Below are 20,411 nucleotides of genomic sequence, written 5' to 3'. Positions count from 1 at the left end.
GGACGAGGAGGGTTCGGGCCTTGAGGCAAAAGCTCGCGCGCGTTATCGGTGGGGTCGCCATGGTGGCGCTCGTCGCCGGCGGAACCGCATGCTCCAGTGGCGACGATGCGGCAGGCGGGGGCGGTGACGCCTGCGGCAGCAAGATCGCATTCTTCGGCGCGCTGACCGGCAGCTCGGCCGCGCTCGGCATCAACGAGAACAACGGTGTCAAGCTCGCCGTCGACAAGTACAACAAGGAAAACGCCGACTGCAAGGTCGAGCTGGCCTCCCTGGACTCGCAGGGCAGCCCGGACCAGGCGCCTGGTCTGGCACAGAAGGCGATCGACGACACCAAGATCCTTGGCGTTGTCGGCCCGGCCTACTCGGGTGAGTCCGAGGCTGCCGGCCCGCTGTTCAACGAGGCCGGCCTGGTGACCATCACCCCGTCCGCCACCCGGCCGAGCCTGGCCGAGCAGAAGTGGAAGACCTTCTTCCGCGCGGTCGGCAACGACTTCAGCCAGGGCCCGGCGGCCGGCAACTACATGAAGAACGTGATGAAGGCCGACAAGGTCTACGTCATCGACGACCAGTCCGCGTACGGTGCCGGCCTGGCCGACGAGGTCAAGAAGCTGCTCGGCTCGGCGGTTGTCGGCTCGGACAAGGTCCAGGGCGAGGGCAAGCAGACCGAGTTCTCCGGCGTGGTCACCAAGGTCAAGGCCGCCAACGTGAAGGCGATCTTCTACGGCGGTTACTACCAGGAGGCTGGCCTGATCCGTAAGCAGCTCACCGCTGCCGGGGTCACCGCGCCGCTGGTCGCTGGCGACGGCGTCAACGACGGCGCGTACATCACCTCCGCTGGTCAGGCGGCGGCCGAGGGCACCATCCTCACCTGCCCGTGCCAGCCGGCCGCTGAGGCCCGGGGCACCTTCGTGCAGGAGTTCAAGGCGCTCAACGGCACCGACCCGGGCACCTACAGCGACACCGCCTACGACGCGGCGAACATCCTGCTGGCCGGTATCAAGGCTGGCAAGACCACCCGTGAGGGCCTGCTGGAGTTCGTGAAGGGCTACAGCGGCGAGGGTGTCGCGGCGAGCTACAAGTTCACCGAGACCGGCGAGCTGGACCCGGCTCAGGTCAAGGTGTGGGCCTTCAAGGTCACCGGCGGCAAGGTTGTCCCGGACCAGGAGATCCCGAAGTCCTGATGTTGGTCGCTGCTTCGGCGATTGAGTTGTGATCGCGGGTGCGGCCGGGAGCTGCTCGCTCCCGGCCGCACCCCAATTTTCTCTCCAGACGTGATGGAGCGTCCCTCCCTTGGACTTCAATGGACTGTTCTCCAACTTCGGGGAACTCACCACGACCGGCCTGACGCAGGGCGCGATCTACGCCCTTGTCGCGCTCGGCTACACGCTGGTCTACGGCGTGCTGAGACTCATCAACTTCGCTCACTCCGAGGTCTTCATCGCCGGCGCGTTCGCGGCGATCTGGACTTGGAACGGCTTTGGACTCGACCAGAACTCACAGGTCAGCGGGGTTGGATCGATCCTGTTCTACCTGCTGGTGGCGATGATCGTCGCCGCCATCGCTTCGGCGGGCACGGCGACGGTGATCGAGCGGGTGGCGTACCGGCCGTTGCGTAAGCGCAACGCCCCGCCGCTGGCCTTCCTGATCACCGCGATCGGCGCCTCTATCGCGATCTCCGAGGCCTTCGGCATCTGGACCCGCCGACTGCCCGAGGGCGCGCCCAGTCTGGTGAGCAGCAAGCCGCTGTTCCACCTCTTCGGTGTGCCGATCGACTCGGTGCAGCTGCTGACGATTGGCGCGGCGCTGCTGATGATGGTCCTGCTGGACCTCTTCATCAACCGCAGCCGTACCGGCCGGGGCATCCGGGCCGTGGCCCAGGACGCCAACACCGCCGCGCTGATGGGCGTGAACAAGGACCGGATCATCCTGATGGTCTTCATCACCGGTGGTTCCATGGCCGGCGTAGCCGGTCTGCTCTACGACGTGCGGATCCAGACCCTGACCTACAGCGTCGGCTTCCTGCTGGGGCTCAAGGCCTTCACCGCCGCGGTGCTGGGTGGTATCGGCAACCTGCGCGGCGCGCTGATCGGTGGCCTGCTGCTGGGCGTGGTGGAGAACTACGCCGCCGGTCTGTTCGGCAGTCAGTGGAAGGACTTCGCTGCCTTCGCGGTGTTGGTGGTGCTGCTGATGTTCCGGCCTACCGGTCTGCTGGGCGAATCGCTGGGGAGGGCACGGGCATGACGACCGTCCTGGAGAGGGTGCGCTCCGGCCGCGAGGCGGCCGGAGAACGGTGGCGCGGGGCGCCGCGCTGGGTGCGTTGGGCGCTGCTGGTCGCGGTGATCGCGTTCTTCTACGCGCTGCCGAACAGGGAGTTCTACCAGTATCTCGGGCCGATCCCGACCCCTGGTGCGAACTTCACACAGGTGCTGTTCACCGTCTCGATCTACGTGCTGCTGGCCGTCGGGTTGAACATCGTGGTCGGTTTCGCCGGCCTGCTCGACCTGGGCTACTTCGGCTTCTTCGCCGTCGGCGCGTACACCGTCGCGGTGCTGACCTCGCCGAGCAGCAACCTCAAGACGCTCTGGCCGTGGCTGCTCGTGGTGCCGCTGGCGATCGGGCTGACAATGCTCTCGGGTGTGATGCTCGGTACGCCGACGCTGCGTCTGCGCGGTGACTACCTGGCGATCGTGACGCTCGGCTTCGCCGAGATGATCCGGATCGCCGCGGTCAGCTCGGAGTTCCTCAAGGGCCAGCGGGGTTTCAACCAGATCCCGCACCCGCCCGGCAAGTACGCCGACGGCAAGCCGTTCTTCGGCGTGCTGGACGCCCGGCCGTACTACTGGCTGGTGCTCACGCTGATCATCCTGGTGGTGATCGGTGTGCGGAACCTGACGCACAGTCGGGTCGGTCGGGCCTGGATCTCGATCCGGGAGGACGAGGACGCCGCGCAGCTGATGGGTGTGCCGACGTTCAAGTTCAAGCTCTGGGCGTTCGCCTCGGGTGCCGCGATCGCCGGTCTGGCCGGCGCGCTCTTCGCCGGTAAGCAGAACTTCGTCAACTCGCAGAACTTCGAGCTGCTCAACTCGATCATCATCCTGGCGGCGGTGATCTTCGGTGGTTCGGGGAACATCGTCGGCGCGATCGTCGGTGGTGGCCTGGTGGCGTACATGATCGAGCGGTTCCGCGGCATCGAGCTGTTCGGCGTGGAGCTGTACGAGTACCGGTTCCTGATCTTCGGTCTGGTCCTCGTGGTGATGATGATCTTCCGGCCGGAAGGCCTGATTCCGAACCGACGACGGGCGGCGGAGTTCAAAGACCGTCGCAAGGAGGTGATCGTCGGTGAGTGACACCGATCAGACGCCGGCTGTTCCGGCGCAGGCCGGCGCGCCCGCGATGGAGGCGGTCCCCAGCCGGGAGCCGCTGCTGGAGGTCGACGGCGTCACGCTGCGCTTCGGCGGCGTGGTCGCGCTCGACAACGTCAACTTCACCCTCTACAAGGGGGAGATCCTCGGGCTGATCGGCCCGAACGGCGCTGGCAAGACCACCTGCTTCAACGCGATGACCGGCATCTACCAGCCCACCAAGGGTGAGATCCGGTTCCGTGGCGGCAAGATCAGCGGGAAGAAGCGCCACCAGATCACCCAACTGGGTATGGCCCGGACGTTCCAGAACATCCGCCTGTTCCCGGAGATGACCGCCCTGGAGAACGTCCAGGTCGGCGCGGACGCGCACCACAAGACCAGTGTGCTGTCCGCCCTGTTCCGGTTGCCCCGGCACCGGCGCGAGGAGCGCGAGGGTCGGGAGAAGGCCGAGCGGCTGCTGGAGTTCGTCGGCATCCGGCACCGGCTGCACGAGTTCGCCCGCAACCTCTCCTACGGGGAGCAGCGGCGGTTGGAGATCGCCCGGGCGCTGGCCACCGATCCGGTGCTGCTCTGCCTGGACGAGCCGGCCGCTGGCTTCAACCCGGCGGAGAAGGAGGAACTGCTCCAGCTCATCCGGCAGGTCCGGGACACCGGCGTGACAGTGCTGCTGATCGAGCACGACATGCGCCTGGTCATGGGCGTCACTGACCGGATCGTCGTGCTGGAGTTCGGAAAGAAGATCGCCGAGGGGCTGCCCGCCGAGGTGCGGGACAACCCGAAGGTGGTCGCGGCGTACCTGGGGGTGCCGGACGATGTTGCTTGAGATCGACGATGTGAGCCTGCTCTACGGGCGGATCCAGGCGTTGCACGGCATCAGCCTGACCGTGGCCGAGGGTGAGATCGTCGCGCTGATCGGCGCCAACGGCGCCGGGAAGTCGACCACCATGCGGGCGATCTCCGGGATTCGGCCGATCGCCACCGGCAGCATCCGTTTCGACGGTGAGGACATCTCGAAGCTCCGGGCGGACCTGCGGGTCCGGCGGGGGCTCTGCCAGGCGCCCGAGGGCCGGGGGATCTTCCCCGGCATGTCGGTGCTCGAGAATCTGGACATGGGGGCGTACACCCGGCGCGACCGCGCCGGCATCGCCGAGGACCTGGCCCGGGTGCTCGATCTCTTCCCCAGGCTGGCGGAGCGACGTAAGCAGGCCGGAGGTACCCTTTCCGGCGGCGAGCAGCAGATGCTGGCGGTCGGTAGGGCGTTGATGAGCCGGCCCAAGCTGCTGCTGCTCGACGAGCCCTCGATGGGGTTGGCGCCGATGCTGATCCAACAGATCTTCGACATCATCAAGGAGATCAACGAGCAGGGCACCACCGTCCTGCTGGTGGAGCAGAACGCGCAGCAGGCGCTTGCCCGAGCGCACCGGGCGTACGTGCTAGAGACCGGCAAGATCGTCAAGACCGGAACCGGCGCCGAGCTGCTGCACGACCCGGCGGTCAAAGAGGCATACCTCGGCGTGGCCTGAGCGGCCGTCACACCCCTCACGCAAGGAGTGCAGAGACATGTTCAATACCAACGGTGCCCGCCGGGCGGCGCTCGGTGCCGCCAGTGCGGCGCTGATCGCCCTCTCGCTGACGGCGTGTGGGGAGAAGGAGAACAGCGGCTCGCCCGGCGCCGGTCCGACCGTCACGGCGGCGGCCGACTCGGCGTTGGCCGGGAAGGTGCCCGACGCGATCAAGGCCGACGGTGTGATCAAGGTCGGCACCGACTCGACGTACGCCCCGGCGGAGTTCCTCGACGCCGACGGCAAGACGGTGGTCGGCTTCGACGTCGAGCTGTTCAACGCGGTGGCGCAGAAGCTCGGTCTCAAGGCCGAGTACGAGTCGTCGCCCTTCGACGCGATCCTGCCCGGTGTCGACTCGGGCAAGTACGAGATCGGTGTCTCGTCGTTCACGATCAACGCCGAGCGGCTCAAGAGCGTCAACATGGTGAGCTACTTCTCCGCCGGTACCCAGTGGGCGACCAAGGCCGGCAACGCGGCCAAGATCGACATTGAGAACGCCTGCGGCAAGAAGATCGCCGTGCAGACCGGCACCGTGCAGTTCGACGACATCACCGCCCGGTCGAAGAAGTGCACCACCGGCGGCAAGCCGGCGATCACCATCGACCAGTACCAGGCGCAGAGCGACGCCACGGCCGCGGTCTTCAGCGGCAAGAACGACGCCATGCTGGCCGACTCGCCGGTCGGGGCGTACGCGGTGAAGCAGAGCAACGGCGCGCTGGAGCTGGTCGGCGACATCTACGAGTCCGCCCCGTACGGCTACGCCGTCAAGAAGGACCAGACCGCCTTCGCCGAGGTGCTCAAGGAGGCCGTCCAGGCGGTCATCGCTGACGGCTCGTACCAGACCGCGTTGAAGAAGTGGGGCGTCGAGGGCGGCGCCATCACCTCCTCGGCGCTGAACCCCGCCAGCTGACGCATGTCGTCGGAAACGGACACAACCGAACGGGCACGGCCGGAACCCATCCAGGCCGTGCCCGTCCGGCATCCCGGACGTTGGGTCGCGGTCGCCGTGATCGGGGTGCTGGTGGCCATGTTCGTCCACCTGTTGGTGACGAACAAGGCGTTCAACTGGGCGTTCATGGTCGACGAGATGTTCCGGCCGCCGATCATGGAGGGTCTGCGCGGTACCCTCGCGCTGACAGTGCTCGCGATGGTGATCGGGGTCAGTCTCGGCGTTGTCGTCGCCATCATGCGGTTGTCGGAGAACCCGATCCTGCGGGGCGTCTCCTGGGCGTACACCTGGTTCTTCCGGGCGGTGCCCCGGCTGGTGCTGGCGATCCTCTTCGGCAACCTCGGCATCCTCTGGGCCCGGATCGAGTTCGGGCTCCCGTTCGATCGGCAGATCGGCGCGCTCTTCGGAGTCGACGACTTCGAAGCACGCCTGTTCGGCTTCTCCGCGCTGGAGATCCTCACCGGATTCGTCGCCGGCATGCTGGCCCTCGGGCTCTCCGAGGCGGCGTACATGGCCGAGATCGTTCGGGCCGGGATCCAGTCGGTGGATGAGGGGCAGACCGAGGCGGCGCAGGCGCTGGGCCTGAGCCGTACCCAGATCCTGCGCCGCATCGTGCTGCCGCAGGCGATGCGGGTGATCATCCCGCCGACCGGCAACGAGACCATCGCGATGCTCAAGGACACCTCGCTGGTGGCCTTCGTGCCGGTCTCCACCGAGCTGTTCTTCCAGCTCAAGGCCGTGGGTAACCGGACCTTCCAGGTCTTCCCGATGTACGTGGCGGCCTGCCTGTGGTACTTGCTGCTGACCAGCGTCCTGCTCGTCGGGCAGTACTACCTGGAGCGGCACTTCTCCAAGGGGTTCGGCCGGAGCGCCCAGGCGAAGATCAGACTGCGCGGGATCACCGCGGAGGCCGGCGGTAGCACGAGCGAGGCGGGTCGGTGATGACGCAGGTGACGACACCGGCGGAGGCCGAGGGAACTGCGGGCGACGGCGTGATGGTCCGTGCTGAGCAGGTGCACAAGTCGTTCGGGTCGGTGGAGGTGCTCAAGGGCATCGACCTGGAGGTCCGCAGCGGCGAGGTCTGTTGTCTGCTCGGGCCCTCCGGCTCGGGCAAGTCGACGTTCCTGCGCTGCATCAACCACCTGGAGAAGATCAACGCCGGCCGGATCCGGGTGGACGGCGACCTGATCGGCTACCGGGAGCGCGGCGGCAAGCTGCACGAGATGCGGGAAAAGGAGATCGCCACCCAGCGCCGCGCGATCGGCATGGTGTTCCAGCGGTTCAACCTCTTTCCGCACATGACCGCCCTGCAGAACGTCGCCGAGGCGCCGGTGCTGTTGGGCCGGGAGCGCAAGGCCGCCGCCCGGGACCGGGCCGCCGCGCTGCTCCAGCGGGTCGGGCTCGGCGACAAGCTGGGCAACTACCCCGGTCAGCTCTCCGGCGGGCAGCAGCAGCGGGTGGCCATCGCCCGGGCCCTGGCCATGCAACCGAAGCTGATGCTCTTCGACGAGCCCACCAGCGCGCTCGACCCGGAACTGGTCGGCGAGGTGCTCGACGTGATGAAGGACCTGGCCCGCGACGGCATGACGATGATCGTGGTGACCCATGAGATCGGCTTCGCCCGGGAGGTCGGCGACTCGCTGGTCTTCATGGACGACGGTGTGGTGGTGGAGTCCGGCGCGCCGCGCGAGGTGATCGCCAACCCCCGGCACGACCGGACGAAGGCGTTCCTGGCCAAGGTGCTCTGAGCCGGTACCCGGCGCGGCCGATCTGTTCGGCCGCGCCGGGCGTCGTGCCAGTGTCCCGTCCTGTCGTAGCGGCGGGCTAGAGTCGCTGCCGTGACAGCTACGACACCGCGCCTGCTCCTCGTTGACGGACATTCCATGGCATACCGGGCGTTCTTCGCCCTGCCTGTGGAAAACTTCTCCACCACGACGGGGCAGCCGACCAACGCGGTGTACGGCTTCACCTCGATGCTGATCAACGTGCTGCGCGACGAGCAGCCCACCCACATCGTCGTGGCCTTCGACGTCTCCCGCCACTCCTTCCGCACCGACAAATACGCGGAGTACAAGGCCGGCCGCAGCGAGACCCCGACCGACTTCAAGGGCCAGGTCAGCCTGGTCAAGGAGGTCCTGGCCGCGCTGCAGATCCCGGTGGTCGAGAAAGAGGGCTTCGAGGCCGACGACGTCATCGCCACGCTCGCCTCCCAGGCCCGCGACCAGGGCATGTCGGTGCTGATCAGCAGCGGTGACCGCGACGCGTTCCAACTGGTCGACGATCAGATCACCGTCCTCTACCCGCGTAAGGGCGTCTCCGACCTGGCCCGGATGGACCCGGCGGCGATCGAGGCGAAGTACGGCGTTCCGCCACAGCAGTACCGGGACCTCGCCGCGCTGGTCGGCGAGACCAGTGACAACCTGCCCGGCATCCCGGGCGTCGGCCCGAAGACCGCGGCCAAGTGGATCACCACGTACGGCGGGGTGGAGGGCGTGATCGCCCGGGCCGACGAGATCAAGGGCAAGGCCGGCGACAGCCTGCGGGAGCGGCTCGCCGACGTGATCCGCAACTACGAGATCAACTGTCTCGTCTCCGACCTGGAGCTGCCGCTGCGCCCGGAGGACAGCCGCTGGACGGGTTGGGACCGGGAGGCGGTGCACCAGGTCTTCGACACCCTGGAGTTCCGCATCCTGCGCGACCGTCTCTACCAATACCTGGAGGCGGTCGAGCCGGAGGCCGAGTCCGGCTTCGACCTCACCGGCGAGGTGCTCACCGAGCCCGGCGCGCTGGCCGGGTGGCTGACCACGCACGTTCCGAGCGGCACCCCGGTCGGCTTGGCGGTCAAACTCGACACCGGCCCCAACCGCCGGCACACCGCCTCGATCACCGGTCTCGCGCTGGCCACCGCCGGTGGCGCGGCGGCCTGGGTCGACCCGGCAAGGCTCGACCCGACCGACGAGGGCGCCCTGGCTGCCTGGTTGGCCGACGAGCAGCGCCCCAAGGTGCTGCACGACAGCAAGCCGGCCGTGCTGGCCTGCGCCGCGCACGGCTGGCAGCTCGCCGGCATCGTCCGGGACACCCAGATCGCCGCGTACCTGGCCCGCCCCGATCAGCGGTCCTACGACCTGACCGACCTGGCGCTGCGCTACCTGCACCGGGAGCTGCGGGTGGACGTCCCGGAGTCCGGCCAGCTCACGCTCGACGGCCTCGGCGACGAGGGGGTGGTCGAGCAGAACCTGATGCTCCAGGCCCGTGCCACCCTCGACCTGGCCGACGCTATCGACGCCGAGCTGTCCCGCGACGGAGAGCAGTCCGCCCGGCTGATGGCCGGCGTGGAACTGCCGTTGATGCGGGTGCTGGCCACCATGGAGAGCACCGGCATCGCCGCCGACACCCACTATCTCTCGGAGCTGGAGGCCCACTTCGCCGCCGAGGTGAAGGCCGCCGCGCAGGGCGCGTACGAGGCGGTGGGTCGGGAGTTCAACCTCGGCTCGCCCAAGCAGTTGCAGGAGATCCTCTTCACCGAGCTGGGTCTGCCGAAGACCAAGAAGATCAAGACGGGCTACACCACCGACGCCGACGCCCTGCAGTGGCTCTACGCGCAGCAGCCACACGCGGTGCTTGCCCACCTGCTGCGTCACCGGGACGTTGCCAAGCTGAAGTCGACAGTCGACGGGCTGCTGAAGTCGGTCTCCGACGACGGCCGGATCCACACCACCTTCAACCAGACAGTGGCGGCCACCGGTCGGCTCTCCTCCACCGAGCCCAACCTGCAGAACATCCCGATCCGCACCGAGGAGGGCCGTCGGATCCGTCGGGCCTTCGTGGTGGGAGACGGCTACGAGTGTCTGCTCACCGCCGACTACAGCCAGATCGAGATGCGCATCATGGCGCACCTCAGCTCGGACGACGCGCTGATCGACGCGTTCAACTCCGGCGCCGACTTCCACGCCGCCACCGCCTCGTCGGTCTTCGGGGTGCCGCTCGGCGATGTCACCCCCGACCAGCGCCGCAAGATCAAGGCCATGAACTACGGCCTCGCGTACGGCCTGAGCGCCTTCGGCCTGTCCCAACAGCTCAGCATCAGCACCGAAGAGGCACGCGGGCTGATGGAGAACTACTTCGCCGGCTTCGGTGGGGTGCGCGACTACCTCCAGCAGGTGGTCGCCCGGGCCCGCCAGGACGGCTACACCTCCACCATCCTCGGCCGACGCCGTTATCTGCCCGACCTGGTCAGCGACAACCGGCAGCGCCGGGACATCGCGGAGCGGATGGCGCTCAACGCCCCCATCCAGGGCTCCGCCGCCGACATCATCAAGGTGGCGATGCTGCACGTCGACACCGCGCTCCGCGAGGCTGGGCTGGGCTCACGGATGCTGTTGCAGGTGCACGACGAACTGGTCTTCGAGGTCGCGCCCGGTGAGCGGGAGTCGTTGGAGGCCCTGGTCCGCCAGGAGATGGGCGGGGCGTACCCGTTGTCGGTGCCGCTGGAGGTGTCCGTCGGTCTGGGTCGGGACTGGAACAGCGCCGACCACTGATGTGGTTGCGGTGTGGGGGTTCCGGGGCAGCCCGACCCACTCCGTGCGGTCAGGCTTGACCCCTGCGTGGGTCGGGCTGCCCCGGAACCCCTGACCGGGTCGCCCTGGTCGCGGCCGTGACATGTCGAATCAGGGTGGTAGTGCTGGTCCTGCTGGACCAGCCGGTTACTTCAGGGGGTCGTGGCCCCAGTTCATGAGCGACCAACGCCACTTGGTGTCGCGAACGTTGCCAGCGGGGCGCTGCGCCATGTGCCGGCGCACGTAGCCGACGACCTTGCGCATGTGCTTGTAGTCGCCGTCGGACAGGTCACCGCGTTTGCGGCGGAGCAGATTGATGATCTTCCGCCCGGATTCGTGTCCGACGGACTCGCCGCCACCAGCACGACCACCCTTGTGCCAGCCGACCTGCTTCGACTCGTCGGTCTCCAGCCATGTGGACAGCTCACCGGGCTTCATGTTCACCGCTTCGGTGAACTCCCGGTAGGTGTCCCGGCCGTCGTCACCTCTGCTCATGGCGCAGCGCCTCGGGCCGGTGGGCCACGTCGCGGCCCGTGCCGTCACTGCGGACCCGGTACTGCGGGTCGTCGGCGGCCGCGTTCACGGCCCGCCCGCGGATCCGCGTCCGCTCGGTGATCGTCCCTTGCACCACGCCGTACGCGCGGCTGCCGTGGGCCGACCAGGAGACATGGTCGCCCTTGTGAAATCTCGGTTCGGCCATGGCCCTCGGCTACCCGGGGCGGCCAGGCCGAAACGACTACGGCGTGATCTCGGCGACCGGCAGCTTGATGTCGAACGGCTCGGTCAGCTCGATCACGTCGGCGCCGTCGGCGACCAGCTCGTACTGCCGCTCACCGCCCGGCCCCACCCGATCGCCGATCCGGTACGCGTACACGTGCACCGGGTCCTGCTCGATCCGCCAGTAGAACGGGATGCCGGCGGCGGCGTACTCACCCGGCTTCGCGAACCGGTCGATCCGTCGCGTGCCCGGCGAAACGATCTCGACGGCGAGAACGACGTCGGCGGGCCGCAGGATGGAGTGAGCGGACGCCACGTCGGCCCGGTGTAACAGCACGTCGGGCTGTCGGCTCGTGTTGTGGCTGAGCTTGACACCGATGGCCTGGGCAGCGCCGAGGTGCTGCGGCGCGTGGTTGTGCAGCCAGAGCCACAGCAGGCTGGAAATGTTCTGGTGGCCCAGGGTGGGGGAGGGTGTCACCTGGATAACTCCGTCGACGAGTTCGACGCGGGGGGCGTCGTCCGGCAGAGCGAGCAGGTCCTCCAGCGTGTAGTCGGCACGCTGCTGCCGCATCGGGTCCGGACACCAGGGGCCAGGTGATGTCGGGATGGGCTCGGCGCTCATGGGGCCGAGCCTACCGGCGATCGATGGCTCGCACCTCGGACAACGGGTGCGGCGCGCTCACCCGGCGGGCTTCTCGGTGACGAAGATGGCGGTGCCGGGGAAGAGTCGTCCGCGCAGCGGGCTCCACTGCCCCCAGATCCCCTCGTGTCCCTGCGGCCACTCCGGCTCCACCAGGTCCAGCAGCCGGAACCCGGCGCCGACCAGCTCGCGGATCCGGTCGCCGAGGGTGCGGTGCTGCTCGACGTAGGTGGCCACGCCGCTCTCGTCCTGCTCCACGTACGGGGAGCGGTCGAAGTACGAGTGCACTGCCGTCAGGCCGCCCTCGCCGGGGTCGTCGAGGAAGATCCACCGCATCGGGTGGGTCACCGAGAACACCCATCGGCCGCCGGGGCGTAGCACCCGGTGCACCTCGGCGAGCAGCGCCGCCGAGTCGTCCACGAACGGGATCGCGCCGAACGCGGTGCAGGCGACGTCGAACGACCGGTCGGCGAACGGCAGGGCGAGCGCGTCGGCCTGCACCAGCGGTACGCGTACCCCGGTGCGGTCGGCGGCCTCGGCGGCGTGCCGCAACATGCCGGCGGACAGGTCGAAGGCGACCGGCCGGGCACCCTGGGTGGCGAGCCAGCGGGCGGCGGCCGCGGCGCCGGCGCCCACCTCCAGCACCCGCCGCCCCGACACGTCGCCGAGCAACCGGGCGTCGGCCTCGCGCAGGCCCTCGGGGCACCACACGAAGTCCACGTCGCCGAGGAACGCGCCGTGTTCGGCCTGGTAGTCGTCGGCGTCGGTGTCCCACCAGCCGCGGTTGGCGCGCCGGGCCTCGGCGTCACCCACCCGGCGCCGGGTAACCCGGCTGTCGTCATCCACGCGCTCACGCTAGGCCCCTCCCACCCCATCGGGTACGGCGGCGCGTCCACGATCCACGCGACTCCTCGCGGGCGGGCTCGGCCGGCGGGGCCGGAGGGGCCGTTGTGACGCAGGAGACAGCAGGGGTCTTTTCCGGGCGATTGTTCGGCTTTCGCAGGTCATCGCACGAAGAGAAGCCGGGAGGGCTTGCACGCTGTGGTAATGCGCACGGTAGGCTAGACGATGCGCTCGCGGATCGCGTTGCCTCGGCAGGGAGCAGGTGCGCGGTCGACGGAGCCACATCATGATCTCACTAGGCGATCGTTCGGTGTGCCCGGCGACGGATCCGCTGGCGCGAACAGGTCACTGCGACACACCAGCCTGCTGTGACAACCCACCGACCGGAGCAACCGCCCACATGACGAGCAGCATCGAGGCCCCCTCGAGCGCCACCCGGGTCACCCACGACGATCTCGGTTCCGAGGAGGCATTCCTCGCCGCGATCGACGAGACCATCAAGTACTTCAACGACGGCGACATTGTCGAAGGCACCGTCGTCAAGGTCGATCGGGACGAGGTCCTGCTCGACATCGGCTACAAGACCGAGGGTGTCATCCCCTCTCGGGAGTTGTCGATCAAGCACGACGTGGACCCCGCCGAGGTTGTGACGGTTGGCGACCACATCGAGGCCCTGGTCCTCCAGAAGGAGGACAAGGAGGGTCGTCTGATCCTCTCCAAGAAGCGGGCACAGTACGAGCGGGCCTGGGGCACGATCGAGAAGATCAAGGACGAGGACGGCGTCGTCCGCGGTTCGGTCATCGAGGTGGTCAAGGGCGGCCTCATCCTCGACATCGGGCTGCGCGGCTTCCTGCCCGCGTCCCTGGTCGAGATGCGTCGTGTGCGCGACCTGCAGCCGTACGTCGGGCGGGAGCTCGAAGCCAAGATCATCGAGCTGGACAAGAACCGCAACAACGTGGTCCTGTCCCGCCGGGCCTGGCTGGAGCAGACGCAGTCCGAGGTGCGCACCGAGTTCCTCAACAAGCTGCAGAAGGGCCAGGTCCGCAAGGGCGTCGTGTCCTCGATCGTCAACTTCGGCGCCTTCGTGGACCTGGGCGGCGTCGACGGTCTGGTGCACGTCTCCGAGCTGTCCTGGAAGCACATCGACCACCCGTCCGAGGTCGTCGAGGTGGGCCAGGAGGTCGAGGTCGAGGTCCTGGACGTCGACCTGGACCGCGAGCGGGTCTCGCTGTCGCTGAAGGCGACCCAGGAAGACCCGTGGCGGCAGTTCGCCCGCACCCACGCGATCCAGCAGATCGTGCCGGGCAAGGTCACCAAGCTGGTTCCGTTCGGTGCGTTCGTCCGCGTGGACGACGGCATCGAGGGCCTGGTCCACATCTCCGAGCTGGCCGAGCGCCACGTGGAGATCCCGGAGCAGGTCGTCCAGGTTGGCTCCGAGGTCATGGTCAAGGTCATCGACATCGACCTTGAGCGTCGCCGGATCTCGCTGTCGCTCAAGCAGGCCAACGAGGGCTTCGTCGAGGGCGAGGAGCACTTCGACCCGACCCTCTACGGCATGGCCGCGACGTACGACACCGAGGGCAACTACATCTACCCCGAGGGCTTCGACCCGGAGACGGGCGAGTGGCTCGAGGGGTACGACAAGCAGCGCGAGACCTGGGAGAACCAGTACGCCGAGGCTCGTCTGCGCTGGGAGGCCCACACCAAGCAGGTGCAGACCTCTCGGGCCGCCGACGCCGAGGCTGCCGCCAACCCGACCCCGGCCGTTCCGGCCGCTGGCGGTGGCGGTGGCGGTGGCACCACCTCCTCGTCCAGCCCGGCCCCCAGCCGGCAGGCCGAGGAGCCGGCCGGCACGCTGGCCACCGACGAGGCGCTCGCCGCACTGCGGGAGAAGCTCGCCGGCGGTAAGTGACCCGCTGAACGACGACGGGCCCCGTCCCCGCGATCTCCGGATCGCTGGGGGCGGGGCCTTCGCCGTACCCGCGGTCCGCCCTCGGGTGGCGAGGTGCGCCCCGCGTTGAGCCGCGGCGGGTGCGGCGCACCAGGCGGCCGGCCGGTGGCCCGTACGGACGGCCAAGATCGCGCTCGATCCATGTTGCAGTGGCATCCCGGCCACCGCACACCACTACATCCTGGTTCGAGCACGATCATGCCGGCGTGGGCGTGGGCGTGGGCGTGGGCGTGGGCGTGGGCGTGGGTGTGGGTGTGGGCGTGAACGTGCGCGTGAACGTGGGCGGGTTTGGCGGCGGGAACGTCGATCCGGTTGACTGTTCGGGTGCTGAAGGTGGGGTTGACCGGCGGGATCGGGTCAGGCAAGAGCGCGGTGGCCGCGCGGCTCGTCGAGCGGGGCGCGGTGCTGATCGACGCCGACCGGGTGGCCCGGGAGGTGGTGGCACCGGGGACGGACGGGCTGGCCGAGATCGTCGCAGCCTTCTCCGACGCGGTGGTGGACGCCGACGGGGCACTGGACCGTGCCGCACTGGGAGCTGTGGTGTTCGCCGACGAGACCGCCCGCCGTCGGCTGGAGGCGATCACCCACCCCCGGGTCCGGGCCCGCACAGCGGAGCTGACCGCTGCGGCGGCACCCGAAGCGATAGTCGTCAACGACGTACCGCTGCTGGTCGAGGTGGGTCTCGCGCCGACGTACCACCTGGTGGTCGTGGTGCAGACGGCCGTGTCGACGCGACTGGAGCGGCTGGCGCGCGACCGGGGGATGGGTCGTGCGGAGGCCGAGCGGAGGATCGCCGCGCAGGCCGACGACGCCCGCCGCCGGGCGGCCGCGGACGTGGTGCTGACCAACGACGGGAGCCTGACGGCGCTGCACGACGCCGTCGACAGGCTCTGGAAGCAGCGGCTGGTGCCCTACGAGGACAACCTGCGCCAGCGGCGGGTGGTCCCGCCGGACGCGGCCGAGCGGGCCGGGGCCGACGCGAGCTGGCCGCAGCAGTACGCGCGGCTGGCCGCCCGGATCCAGCACGCGCTCGGCTCGGATGCCCTCCGGATCGATCACATTGGTTCGACGGCGGTGCCCGGCCTGGCCGCCCAGAACGTCATCGACGTGCAGGTGGCGGTCGCCAGCCTCGCCGACGCGGACGGGCCGTTGGCCGATCGGCTGGCGAGCGCCGGGTTTCCGCGGGTGCCGGGGCACTGGTGGGACGACCCGCGCCCGGCCGGCCGGGGCCGGTGGGAGAAGCGGCTGCACGGCAGTGCGGACCCGGCCCGCCCGGTTCGTCTGCACGTGCGGGTGGCCGATTCACCGGGTTGGCGGTACGCGTTGCTGATGCGTGATCACCTGCGTGCCGATCCGGATCAGCGGGCCACGTACCTGCTGCTCAAGCGGGATCTGGTCGACGCGGCACCGGAGGCCGGCGATTCCGGCACGGCCCGCAACCCGTGGTTCGACGAGGAGTACCTGCGGGCCGAGCAGTGGGCCGCGCAGACCGGCTGGCACCCCTGAGGCATCAGCGGGCACCCGGCCGAGGGGTCGGAGACCGAGGGGAGGGCGGCCGAGGGTTGGCAGCCAGTCGGGGCACGACGGCGGGCCAGAGATCCAGGTGTGCCCACGCGCCGCCGTCGGTCTGCAACTCGAGCCGGCGCAGCGACCCGTCCCGGTCGAGCCAGTAACGCAGCCGCGCGCCGGCCGGACCCGACTCGATGACGTCCACGGCGCGTCCGGCGGCAACGTCCTCACGTACCCGCACGGCCGCGCCGCGCTGCCCGACCGACCCGGCGGCGATTGCGGCGTCGACCAGCACACTCAGGTCGTCTCGGGCGGACCGGGAGACCCGCCATCCCCCGGCCGGGGGCGGCAGCGGCGGCCGGGCCGGCGCCTCCGCGGTGCCGCCACCGGCATCGGCCGCCGGCAGGTCCGCCCGGGCCAGACCGGCGGCGTCGCGGCGCAGGAGGGTCCGGCGATCTGGTACGCCCAGGTCGGCGACCGAGAGGTACGCGGTGCCCGCGGTCCAGCTCAGCCAGCCGGCGCCCCGCAGGTTCGTGTCCGTGCCCACCGGTGCGGTCAGCGTCACAGTGGCACCGCCGTGGGCGCGGAGCCGGGCCGGCAGCCGGTCGAGCCGACGTTGCTCGGCGTCGGTCAGCGCGCGGGGGAGACCGGGGCGGCCGCCGAGCGCGTCCACCGGTCGTAGTGTCGGCCGGTCCGCGCGGTTGAAGATCATCGTGACCGGACCCGCGCCGGGCAGCCGGGTCACCAGCTTGTGCAGCCGGGCATCCTGATCGAGCCAGTACCGGGTCTGCCCGTCCGGGGCGGGCATCGCGGCGCTGGGTGTGCCGATGGCCGTGCTGGCGGCCGGCGCGCCGGTGGGCAGTGGTGCCTGTATGACGTCCAGTGGGCCGGCCGGCACTGTCTCCCGGGCGATCCAGCGCGCCCCGTCGGACGGCGCCGTCCGGGTCGTGGTGTCCGGCCGGTCGGCGGCAAGATCGAGGAGCAGGTCGAGCACCGGTGCCAGGTGCGCCCCGGGTGCCAGTCGGTGCAGCCGCCACCGGTCCGCCGGGGGCATCAGTGGTGGGGAGGCGGGAGTCGGCACCGCCGCCGGATCGGGCCGGATCACCAGCACCGGACCGCTCTTCTGCAACAGCCCGCGCTCGGCGCCCGCTCCCGGCCCGCCCACGTCGAGGTAGAGCAGTGACCGGGACCAGTCCACCCAGCCCACCAGTTCGATTCGGGCGGCGTCGGTGCCGGCCGTGACCCGTACGCCGGCGCGCAGGTCCCGCAGGTTGGTGACCCGCACGGCGGCCAGCCGCTCGCCTTCCGTCACTGTCAGCGGCCGGGCCGCCTCGGGCGGGTCGGGCGCCCAGCTCAACAGCCCGAGCACCAGCGCCGTCGCGGACGTCACCGCCGTCAGGCCGAGCAACAGCAGCACCGTACGTCGACGACGGCCGGCCCTGGGCGGCCCGGCGGTGTCGCTGGTGTCGACGGTGTCCGGGGTGTCGTCGCGTCCTGTGGTGTCGCGGTTCTCCGCGAGGCTTCGCTCGGCGGCGGCCCGCCGCGTTTCGGCGGTCTTGCGGCCGGCGGTGGCTCGCCGCGCGCCGCCGGCGGACCGGCCGGCTGTGGACCTGTTCCCGGTGTCGTTGGTTCGGCCGGTCGTGGACATGTTCCCGGTGTCGTTGGTTCGGCCGGCCTTGGACATGTTCTTGATGTCGTTGGTTCGGCCGGACGCCGAGGCGCCAACGGTCGAGCCGGTGCGGTGCCGCCCGCTGCCGTTGGCCGGGCCACTGCCGGGGCTGCCGGCCTCCGGTCGGGGCGTCACGGTGCGGGCGGCGTCGGGCGCCGGGGTCGGAGAGGTGTCCACGGAGATGAAACGGGCGGGGAGGCATCGGGGTGACGAGCAGGGGCGCTCGCGGCGGCCGGTCTGCGCCTCGAGCGCGACCACACGGGTGCGCACGCCGGACGAGCCGGGTGCTGCGACCGCAGTGCCGGGGGCGACCGGCCGTGATGTTGGCCTGGCCACCGGCCCGGTCGGCCGCCGCGAGCGGCCTACATGAAGAGGGTAGTCCCGGTGACATGGGCCACACAATGGGAATATTGAAGCCGATCACGTACCTGGCGTGACGGCCGTTCCTGTCGGACCTCCGGCGTACCGTTGACGGCATGGCGCTCGACATTCCCCGGCTGGACAGCCGCTTCCAGGTCGTCAGTGACTTTCAGCCGGCCGGCGACCAACCGGCGGCCATCGATGAGCTTGAGCGTCGGGTGCGACGCGGCGACCGCAACACGGTGCTGCTCGGCGCGACCGGCACCGGCAAGAGCGCCACCACCGCGTGGCTGATCGAGCGGCTGCAACGCCCCACCCTGGTGCTCGCCCCGAACAAGACGCTCTGCGCGCAGTTGGCCAAGGAGTTCAGCGAGCTGCTGCCGCACAACGCCGTCGAATACTTCGTCTCGTACTACGACTACTACCAGCCCGAGGCGTACATCCCGCAGACCGACACGTACATCGAGAAGGACTCCTCGATCAACGAGGAGGTGGAGCGGCTGCGGCACTCGGCGACGATGTCGCTGCTCACCCGCCGCGACGTGATCGTGGTGGCCACCGTCTCGGCGATCTACGGCCTGGGCACCCCGGAGGAGTACCTCAACCGGGCGGTGAAGATGCAGGTCGGGCAGGAGCTCGACCGCGACCAATTGCTGCGCCGGCTGGTCGACATCCAGTACACCCGCAACGACATGGCCTTCCAGCGGGGCACCTTCCGGGTCCGCGGCGACACGCTGGAGATCATCCCGGCGTACGAGGAGCTGGCGATCCGGATCGAGCTGTTCGGTGACGAGGTGGAGAAGCTCTACTACCTCAACCCGTTGACCGGTGACGTGGTCCGCGAGGTCGACCAGCTGGTGATCTTCCCGGCCACCCACTACGCGGCCGGTCCGGAGCGGATGGAACGGGCGATCCGTGACATCGAGGTGGAGCTGGCCGAGCGTCTCGCCGAACTGGAGCGGCAGGGCAAGCTGCTGGAGGCGCAGCGGCTGCGGATGCGCACCACCTACGACATCGAGATGATGCGGCAGGTGGGCTTCTGCTCCGGCATCGAGAACTACTCGATGCACATGGACGGGCGGCTGCCCGGCAGCCCGCCGCACGCCCTGCTCGACTACTTCCCCGACGACTTCCTCACAGTGGTCGACGAGTCGCACGTGACCATCCCGCAGATCGGCGGCATGTACGAGGGCGACGCGTCCCGCAAGCGGATGCTCATCGACCACGGCTTCCGGCTGCCCAGCGCGGCCGACAACCGGCCGCTGCGCTTCGACGAGTTCCTGGAGCGGGTCGGCCAGATGGTCTACCTCTCCGCGACCCCCGGCACGTGGGAGATGGAGCAGGCCCAGGGCGAGTTCGTCGAGCAGGTGATCCGCCCCACCGGGCTGGTCGACCCGGAGGTCGTGATCAAGCCGACCAAGGGTCAGATCGACGACCTGATGCACGAGATCAAGCTGCGGACCGACCGGGACGAGCGGGTGCTGGTCACCACACTCACCAAGAAGATGGCCGAGGACCTGTCCGACTACCTCCTGGAGAACGGCATCCGGGTGCGCTACCTGCACTCGGAGGTCGACACGTTGCGCCGGGTGGAGCTGCTGCGTGAGCTGCGCAAGGGCGACTACGACGTGCTCGTCGGCATCAACCTGCTCCGGGAAGGTCTGGACCTGCCCGAGGTGTCGCTGGTGGCGATTCTCGACGCCGACAAGGAGGGCTTCCTGCGCAGCGGCCGGTCGCTGATCCAGACCATCGGGCGGGCCGCCCGTAACGTCTCCGGTCAGGTGCACATGTACGCCGACAAGATCACCCCGTCGATGGCGGCGGCGATCGACGAGACCGATCGGCGTCGGGCCAAGCAGATCGCGCACAACGAGGCGAACGGCATCAGCCCGGAGCCGCTGCGTAAGAAGATCCACGACATCCTCGACGACATCTACCGCGAGGCGGAGGACACCGAGAACTCCCGGGTCGGCGGCGCGGTGCGTCAGCTCTCCCGAGGCAAGGCGCCGGTCAAGGAGACCCGCAGCCGGAGCCGGTCCGCCGCGACCACCACCTCACGGGAGGGGATGGCCCGCGCCGACCTCGCCCAGCTCATCCAGGAGCTCAACGACCAGATGTTGGCCGCCGCCCGCGAGCTCCAGTTCGAGTTGGCGGCCCGGATCCGCGACGAGGTCTCCGACCTGAAGAAGGAGCTGCGCGGCATGGACGCCGCCGGCGTGAAGTGACGGCCACCCGGTCGGCCCCCCGCAGCGCACCGCTCGGGCCCGGCCGACCGGGGCACGCGAAGGGCGGG

Annotated in this window: 16 protein-coding genes and 1 pseudogene; 12 read left to right on the top strand and 5 right to left on the bottom strand. The window is 69.5% G+C overall.

Features of this window, described 5'->3' with window-relative positions; genetic code table 11:
• The first annotated feature begins 20 nt into the window (after nt 1–20).
• From MED01_RS28955 to polA, 9 genes are all read left to right on the top strand, one after another.
• Nucleotides 21–1,181, top strand: coding sequence for a branched-chain amino acid ABC transporter substrate-binding protein (locus MED01_RS28955; RefSeq protein WP_238671659.1), 1,161 nt, complete (start codon nt 21–23; stop codon nt 1,179–1,181).
• A 109-nt stretch (nt 1,182–1,290) separates the two neighbouring features.
• Nucleotides 1,291–2,241, top strand: a complete 951-nt coding sequence (locus tag MED01_RS28950) for a branched-chain amino acid ABC transporter permease (RefSeq protein WP_124853572.1) — start codon at nt 1,291–1,293, stop codon at nt 2,239–2,241.
• Nucleotides 2,238–3,347 carry a branched-chain amino acid ABC transporter permease gene (locus MED01_RS28945; protein ID WP_091407909.1) on the top strand — a complete coding sequence of 370 codons (1,110 nt, stop codon included), beginning with the start codon at nt 2,238–2,240 and terminating at the stop codon, nt 3,345–3,347. Before MED01_RS28950 ends, MED01_RS28945 begins: the two co-directional genes overlap by 4 nt.
• 46 nt (nt 3,348–3,393) lie before the next feature.
• The gene (locus MED01_RS28940; protein WP_238671670.1) at nt 3,394–4,185 is read left to right on the top strand and encodes an ABC transporter ATP-binding protein; all 792 of its coding nucleotides are present in this window, start codon (nt 3,394–3,396) and stop codon (nt 4,183–4,185) included.
• A complete protein-coding gene (locus tag MED01_RS28935; RefSeq protein WP_238671658.1) occupies nt 4,175–4,885 on the top strand; it encodes an ABC transporter ATP-binding protein in 711 nt (236 codons plus the stop codon). Before MED01_RS28940 ends, MED01_RS28935 begins: the two co-directional genes overlap by 11 nt.
• Before the next feature lie 37 nt (nt 4,886–4,922).
• Nucleotides 4,923–5,834: an ABC transporter substrate-binding protein gene (locus tag MED01_RS28930; protein ID WP_238671657.1), complete on the top strand. Its 912-nt coding sequence runs from the start codon at nt 4,923–4,925 to the stop codon at nt 5,832–5,834.
• 3 nt (nt 5,835–5,837) lie between these two features.
• Nucleotides 5,838–6,815 (top strand): amino acid ABC transporter permease, encoded by a 978-nt coding sequence (locus tag MED01_RS28925; RefSeq protein WP_238671656.1) that lies wholly within the window; start codon nt 5,838–5,840, stop codon nt 6,813–6,815.
• Entirely contained in the window at nt 6,815–7,621 is an 807-nt protein-coding gene (locus MED01_RS28920) for an amino acid ABC transporter ATP-binding protein (protein WP_274526426.1), read from the top strand. Before MED01_RS28925 ends, MED01_RS28920 begins: the two co-directional genes overlap by 1 nt.
• Before the next feature lie 90 nt (nt 7,622–7,711).
• Nucleotides 7,712–10,411: a DNA polymerase I gene (polA, locus tag MED01_RS28915; protein ID WP_238671655.1), complete on the top strand. Its 2,700-nt coding sequence runs from the start codon at nt 7,712–7,714 to the stop codon at nt 10,409–10,411.
• A gap of 168 nt (nt 10,412–10,579) precedes the next feature.
• On the opposite strand, the pseudogene MED01_RS28910 reads toward polA, so the two are convergent.
• The 4 genes and pseudogenes from MED01_RS28910 to MED01_RS28895 all read right to left on the bottom strand — a co-directional run.
• A pseudogene (locus MED01_RS28910) lies at nt 10,580–10,924 on the bottom strand (DUF3140 domain-containing protein); the annotation flags it as partial.
• Nucleotides 10,911–11,129, bottom strand: coding sequence for a hypervirulence associated TUDOR domain-containing protein (locus MED01_RS28905; protein ID WP_238671654.1), 219 nt, complete (start codon nt 11,127–11,129; stop codon nt 10,911–10,913). The gene MED01_RS28905 and the pseudogene MED01_RS28910, both read right to left, overlap by 14 nt.
• A gap of 36 nt (nt 11,130–11,165) precedes the next feature.
• Complete coding sequence (locus MED01_RS28900; protein WP_238671653.1) at nt 11,166–11,768, bottom strand: Uma2 family endonuclease; 603 nt, start codon at nt 11,766–11,768, stop codon at nt 11,166–11,168.
• Between the two features lie 57 nt (nt 11,769–11,825).
• Nucleotides 11,826–12,632 (bottom strand): class I SAM-dependent methyltransferase, encoded by an 807-nt coding sequence (locus tag MED01_RS28895; protein ID WP_238671652.1) that lies wholly within the window; start codon nt 12,630–12,632, stop codon nt 11,826–11,828.
• Between the two features lie 397 nt (nt 12,633–13,029).
• On the opposite strand from MED01_RS28895, the gene rpsA reads away from it, so the two are divergent.
• Together rpsA and coaE are read left to right on the top strand one after the other, a co-directional pair.
• Nucleotides 13,030–14,541: a 30S ribosomal protein S1 gene (gene rpsA / locus MED01_RS28890; RefSeq protein WP_112582670.1), complete on the top strand. Its 1,512-nt coding sequence runs from the start codon at nt 13,030–13,032 to the stop codon at nt 14,539–14,541.
• 363 nt (nt 14,542–14,904) lie between these two features.
• Entirely contained in the window at nt 14,905–16,086 is a 1,182-nt protein-coding gene (coaE, locus tag MED01_RS28885; RefSeq protein ID WP_238671668.1) for a dephospho-CoA kinase, read from the top strand.
• A 4-nt stretch (nt 16,087–16,090) separates the two neighbouring features.
• On the opposite strand, the gene MED01_RS28880 is transcribed toward coaE, so the two are convergent.
• On the bottom strand, nt 16,091–18,028 hold the full coding sequence (locus MED01_RS28880) for a hypothetical protein (protein WP_238671651.1): 1,938 nt from the start codon (nt 18,026–18,028) through the stop codon (nt 16,091–16,093).
• A gap of 206 nt (nt 18,029–18,234) precedes the next feature.
• On the opposite strand from MED01_RS28880, the gene uvrB reads away from it, so the two are divergent.
• Complete coding sequence (gene uvrB / locus MED01_RS28875; protein WP_238671650.1) at nt 18,235–20,343, top strand: excinuclease ABC subunit UvrB; 2,109 nt, start codon at nt 18,235–18,237, stop codon at nt 20,341–20,343.
• Nucleotides 20,344–20,411: the final 68 nt, after the last annotated feature.

The organism is Micromonospora alfalfae (assembly GCF_022230925.1).
Taxonomy (GTDB): domain Bacteria; phylum Actinomycetota; class Actinomycetes; order Mycobacteriales; family Micromonosporaceae; genus Micromonospora; species Micromonospora alfalfae.
The sequence above is the reverse complement of the archived record's forward strand: the minus strand, read 5'-3'. Positions and strand labels throughout refer to the sequence as shown.

Excerpts from the sequence above, each read along its gene's own strand:
- MED01_RS28945 (WP_091407909.1), top strand. The coding sequence starts at position 2,238 with ATGACGACCGTCCTGGAGAGGGTGCGCTCCGGCCGCGAGGCGGCCGGA.
- MED01_RS28940 (WP_238671670.1), top strand. The coding sequence starts at position 3,394 with ATGGAGGCGGTCCCCAGCCGGGAGCCGCTGCTGGAGGTCGACGGCGTC.
- MED01_RS28935 (WP_238671658.1), top strand. The coding sequence starts at position 4,175 with ATGTTGCTTGAGATCGACGATGTGAGCCTGCTCTACGGGCGGATCCAG.
- MED01_RS28930 (WP_238671657.1), top strand. The coding sequence starts at position 4,923 with ATGTTCAATACCAACGGTGCCCGCCGGGCGGCGCTCGGTGCCGCCAGT.
- MED01_RS28925 (WP_238671656.1), top strand. The coding sequence starts at position 5,838 with ATGTCGTCGGAAACGGACACAACCGAACGGGCACGGCCGGAACCCATC.
- MED01_RS28920 (WP_274526426.1), top strand. The coding sequence starts at position 6,815 with ATGACGCAGGTGACGACACCGGCGGAGGCCGAGGGAACTGCGGGCGAC.
- MED01_RS28905 (WP_238671654.1), bottom strand. The coding sequence starts at position 11,129 with ATGGCCGAACCGAGATTTCACAAGGGCGACCATGTCTCCTGGTCGGCC.
- MED01_RS28900 (WP_238671653.1), bottom strand. The coding sequence starts at position 11,768 with ATGAGCGCCGAGCCCATCCCGACATCACCTGGCCCCTGGTGTCCGGAC.
- rpsA (WP_112582670.1), top strand. The coding sequence starts at position 13,030 with ATGACGAGCAGCATCGAGGCCCCCTCGAGCGCCACCCGGGTCACCCAC.
- uvrB (WP_238671650.1), top strand. The coding sequence starts at position 18,235 with ATGGCGCTCGACATTCCCCGGCTGGACAGCCGCTTCCAGGTCGTCAGT.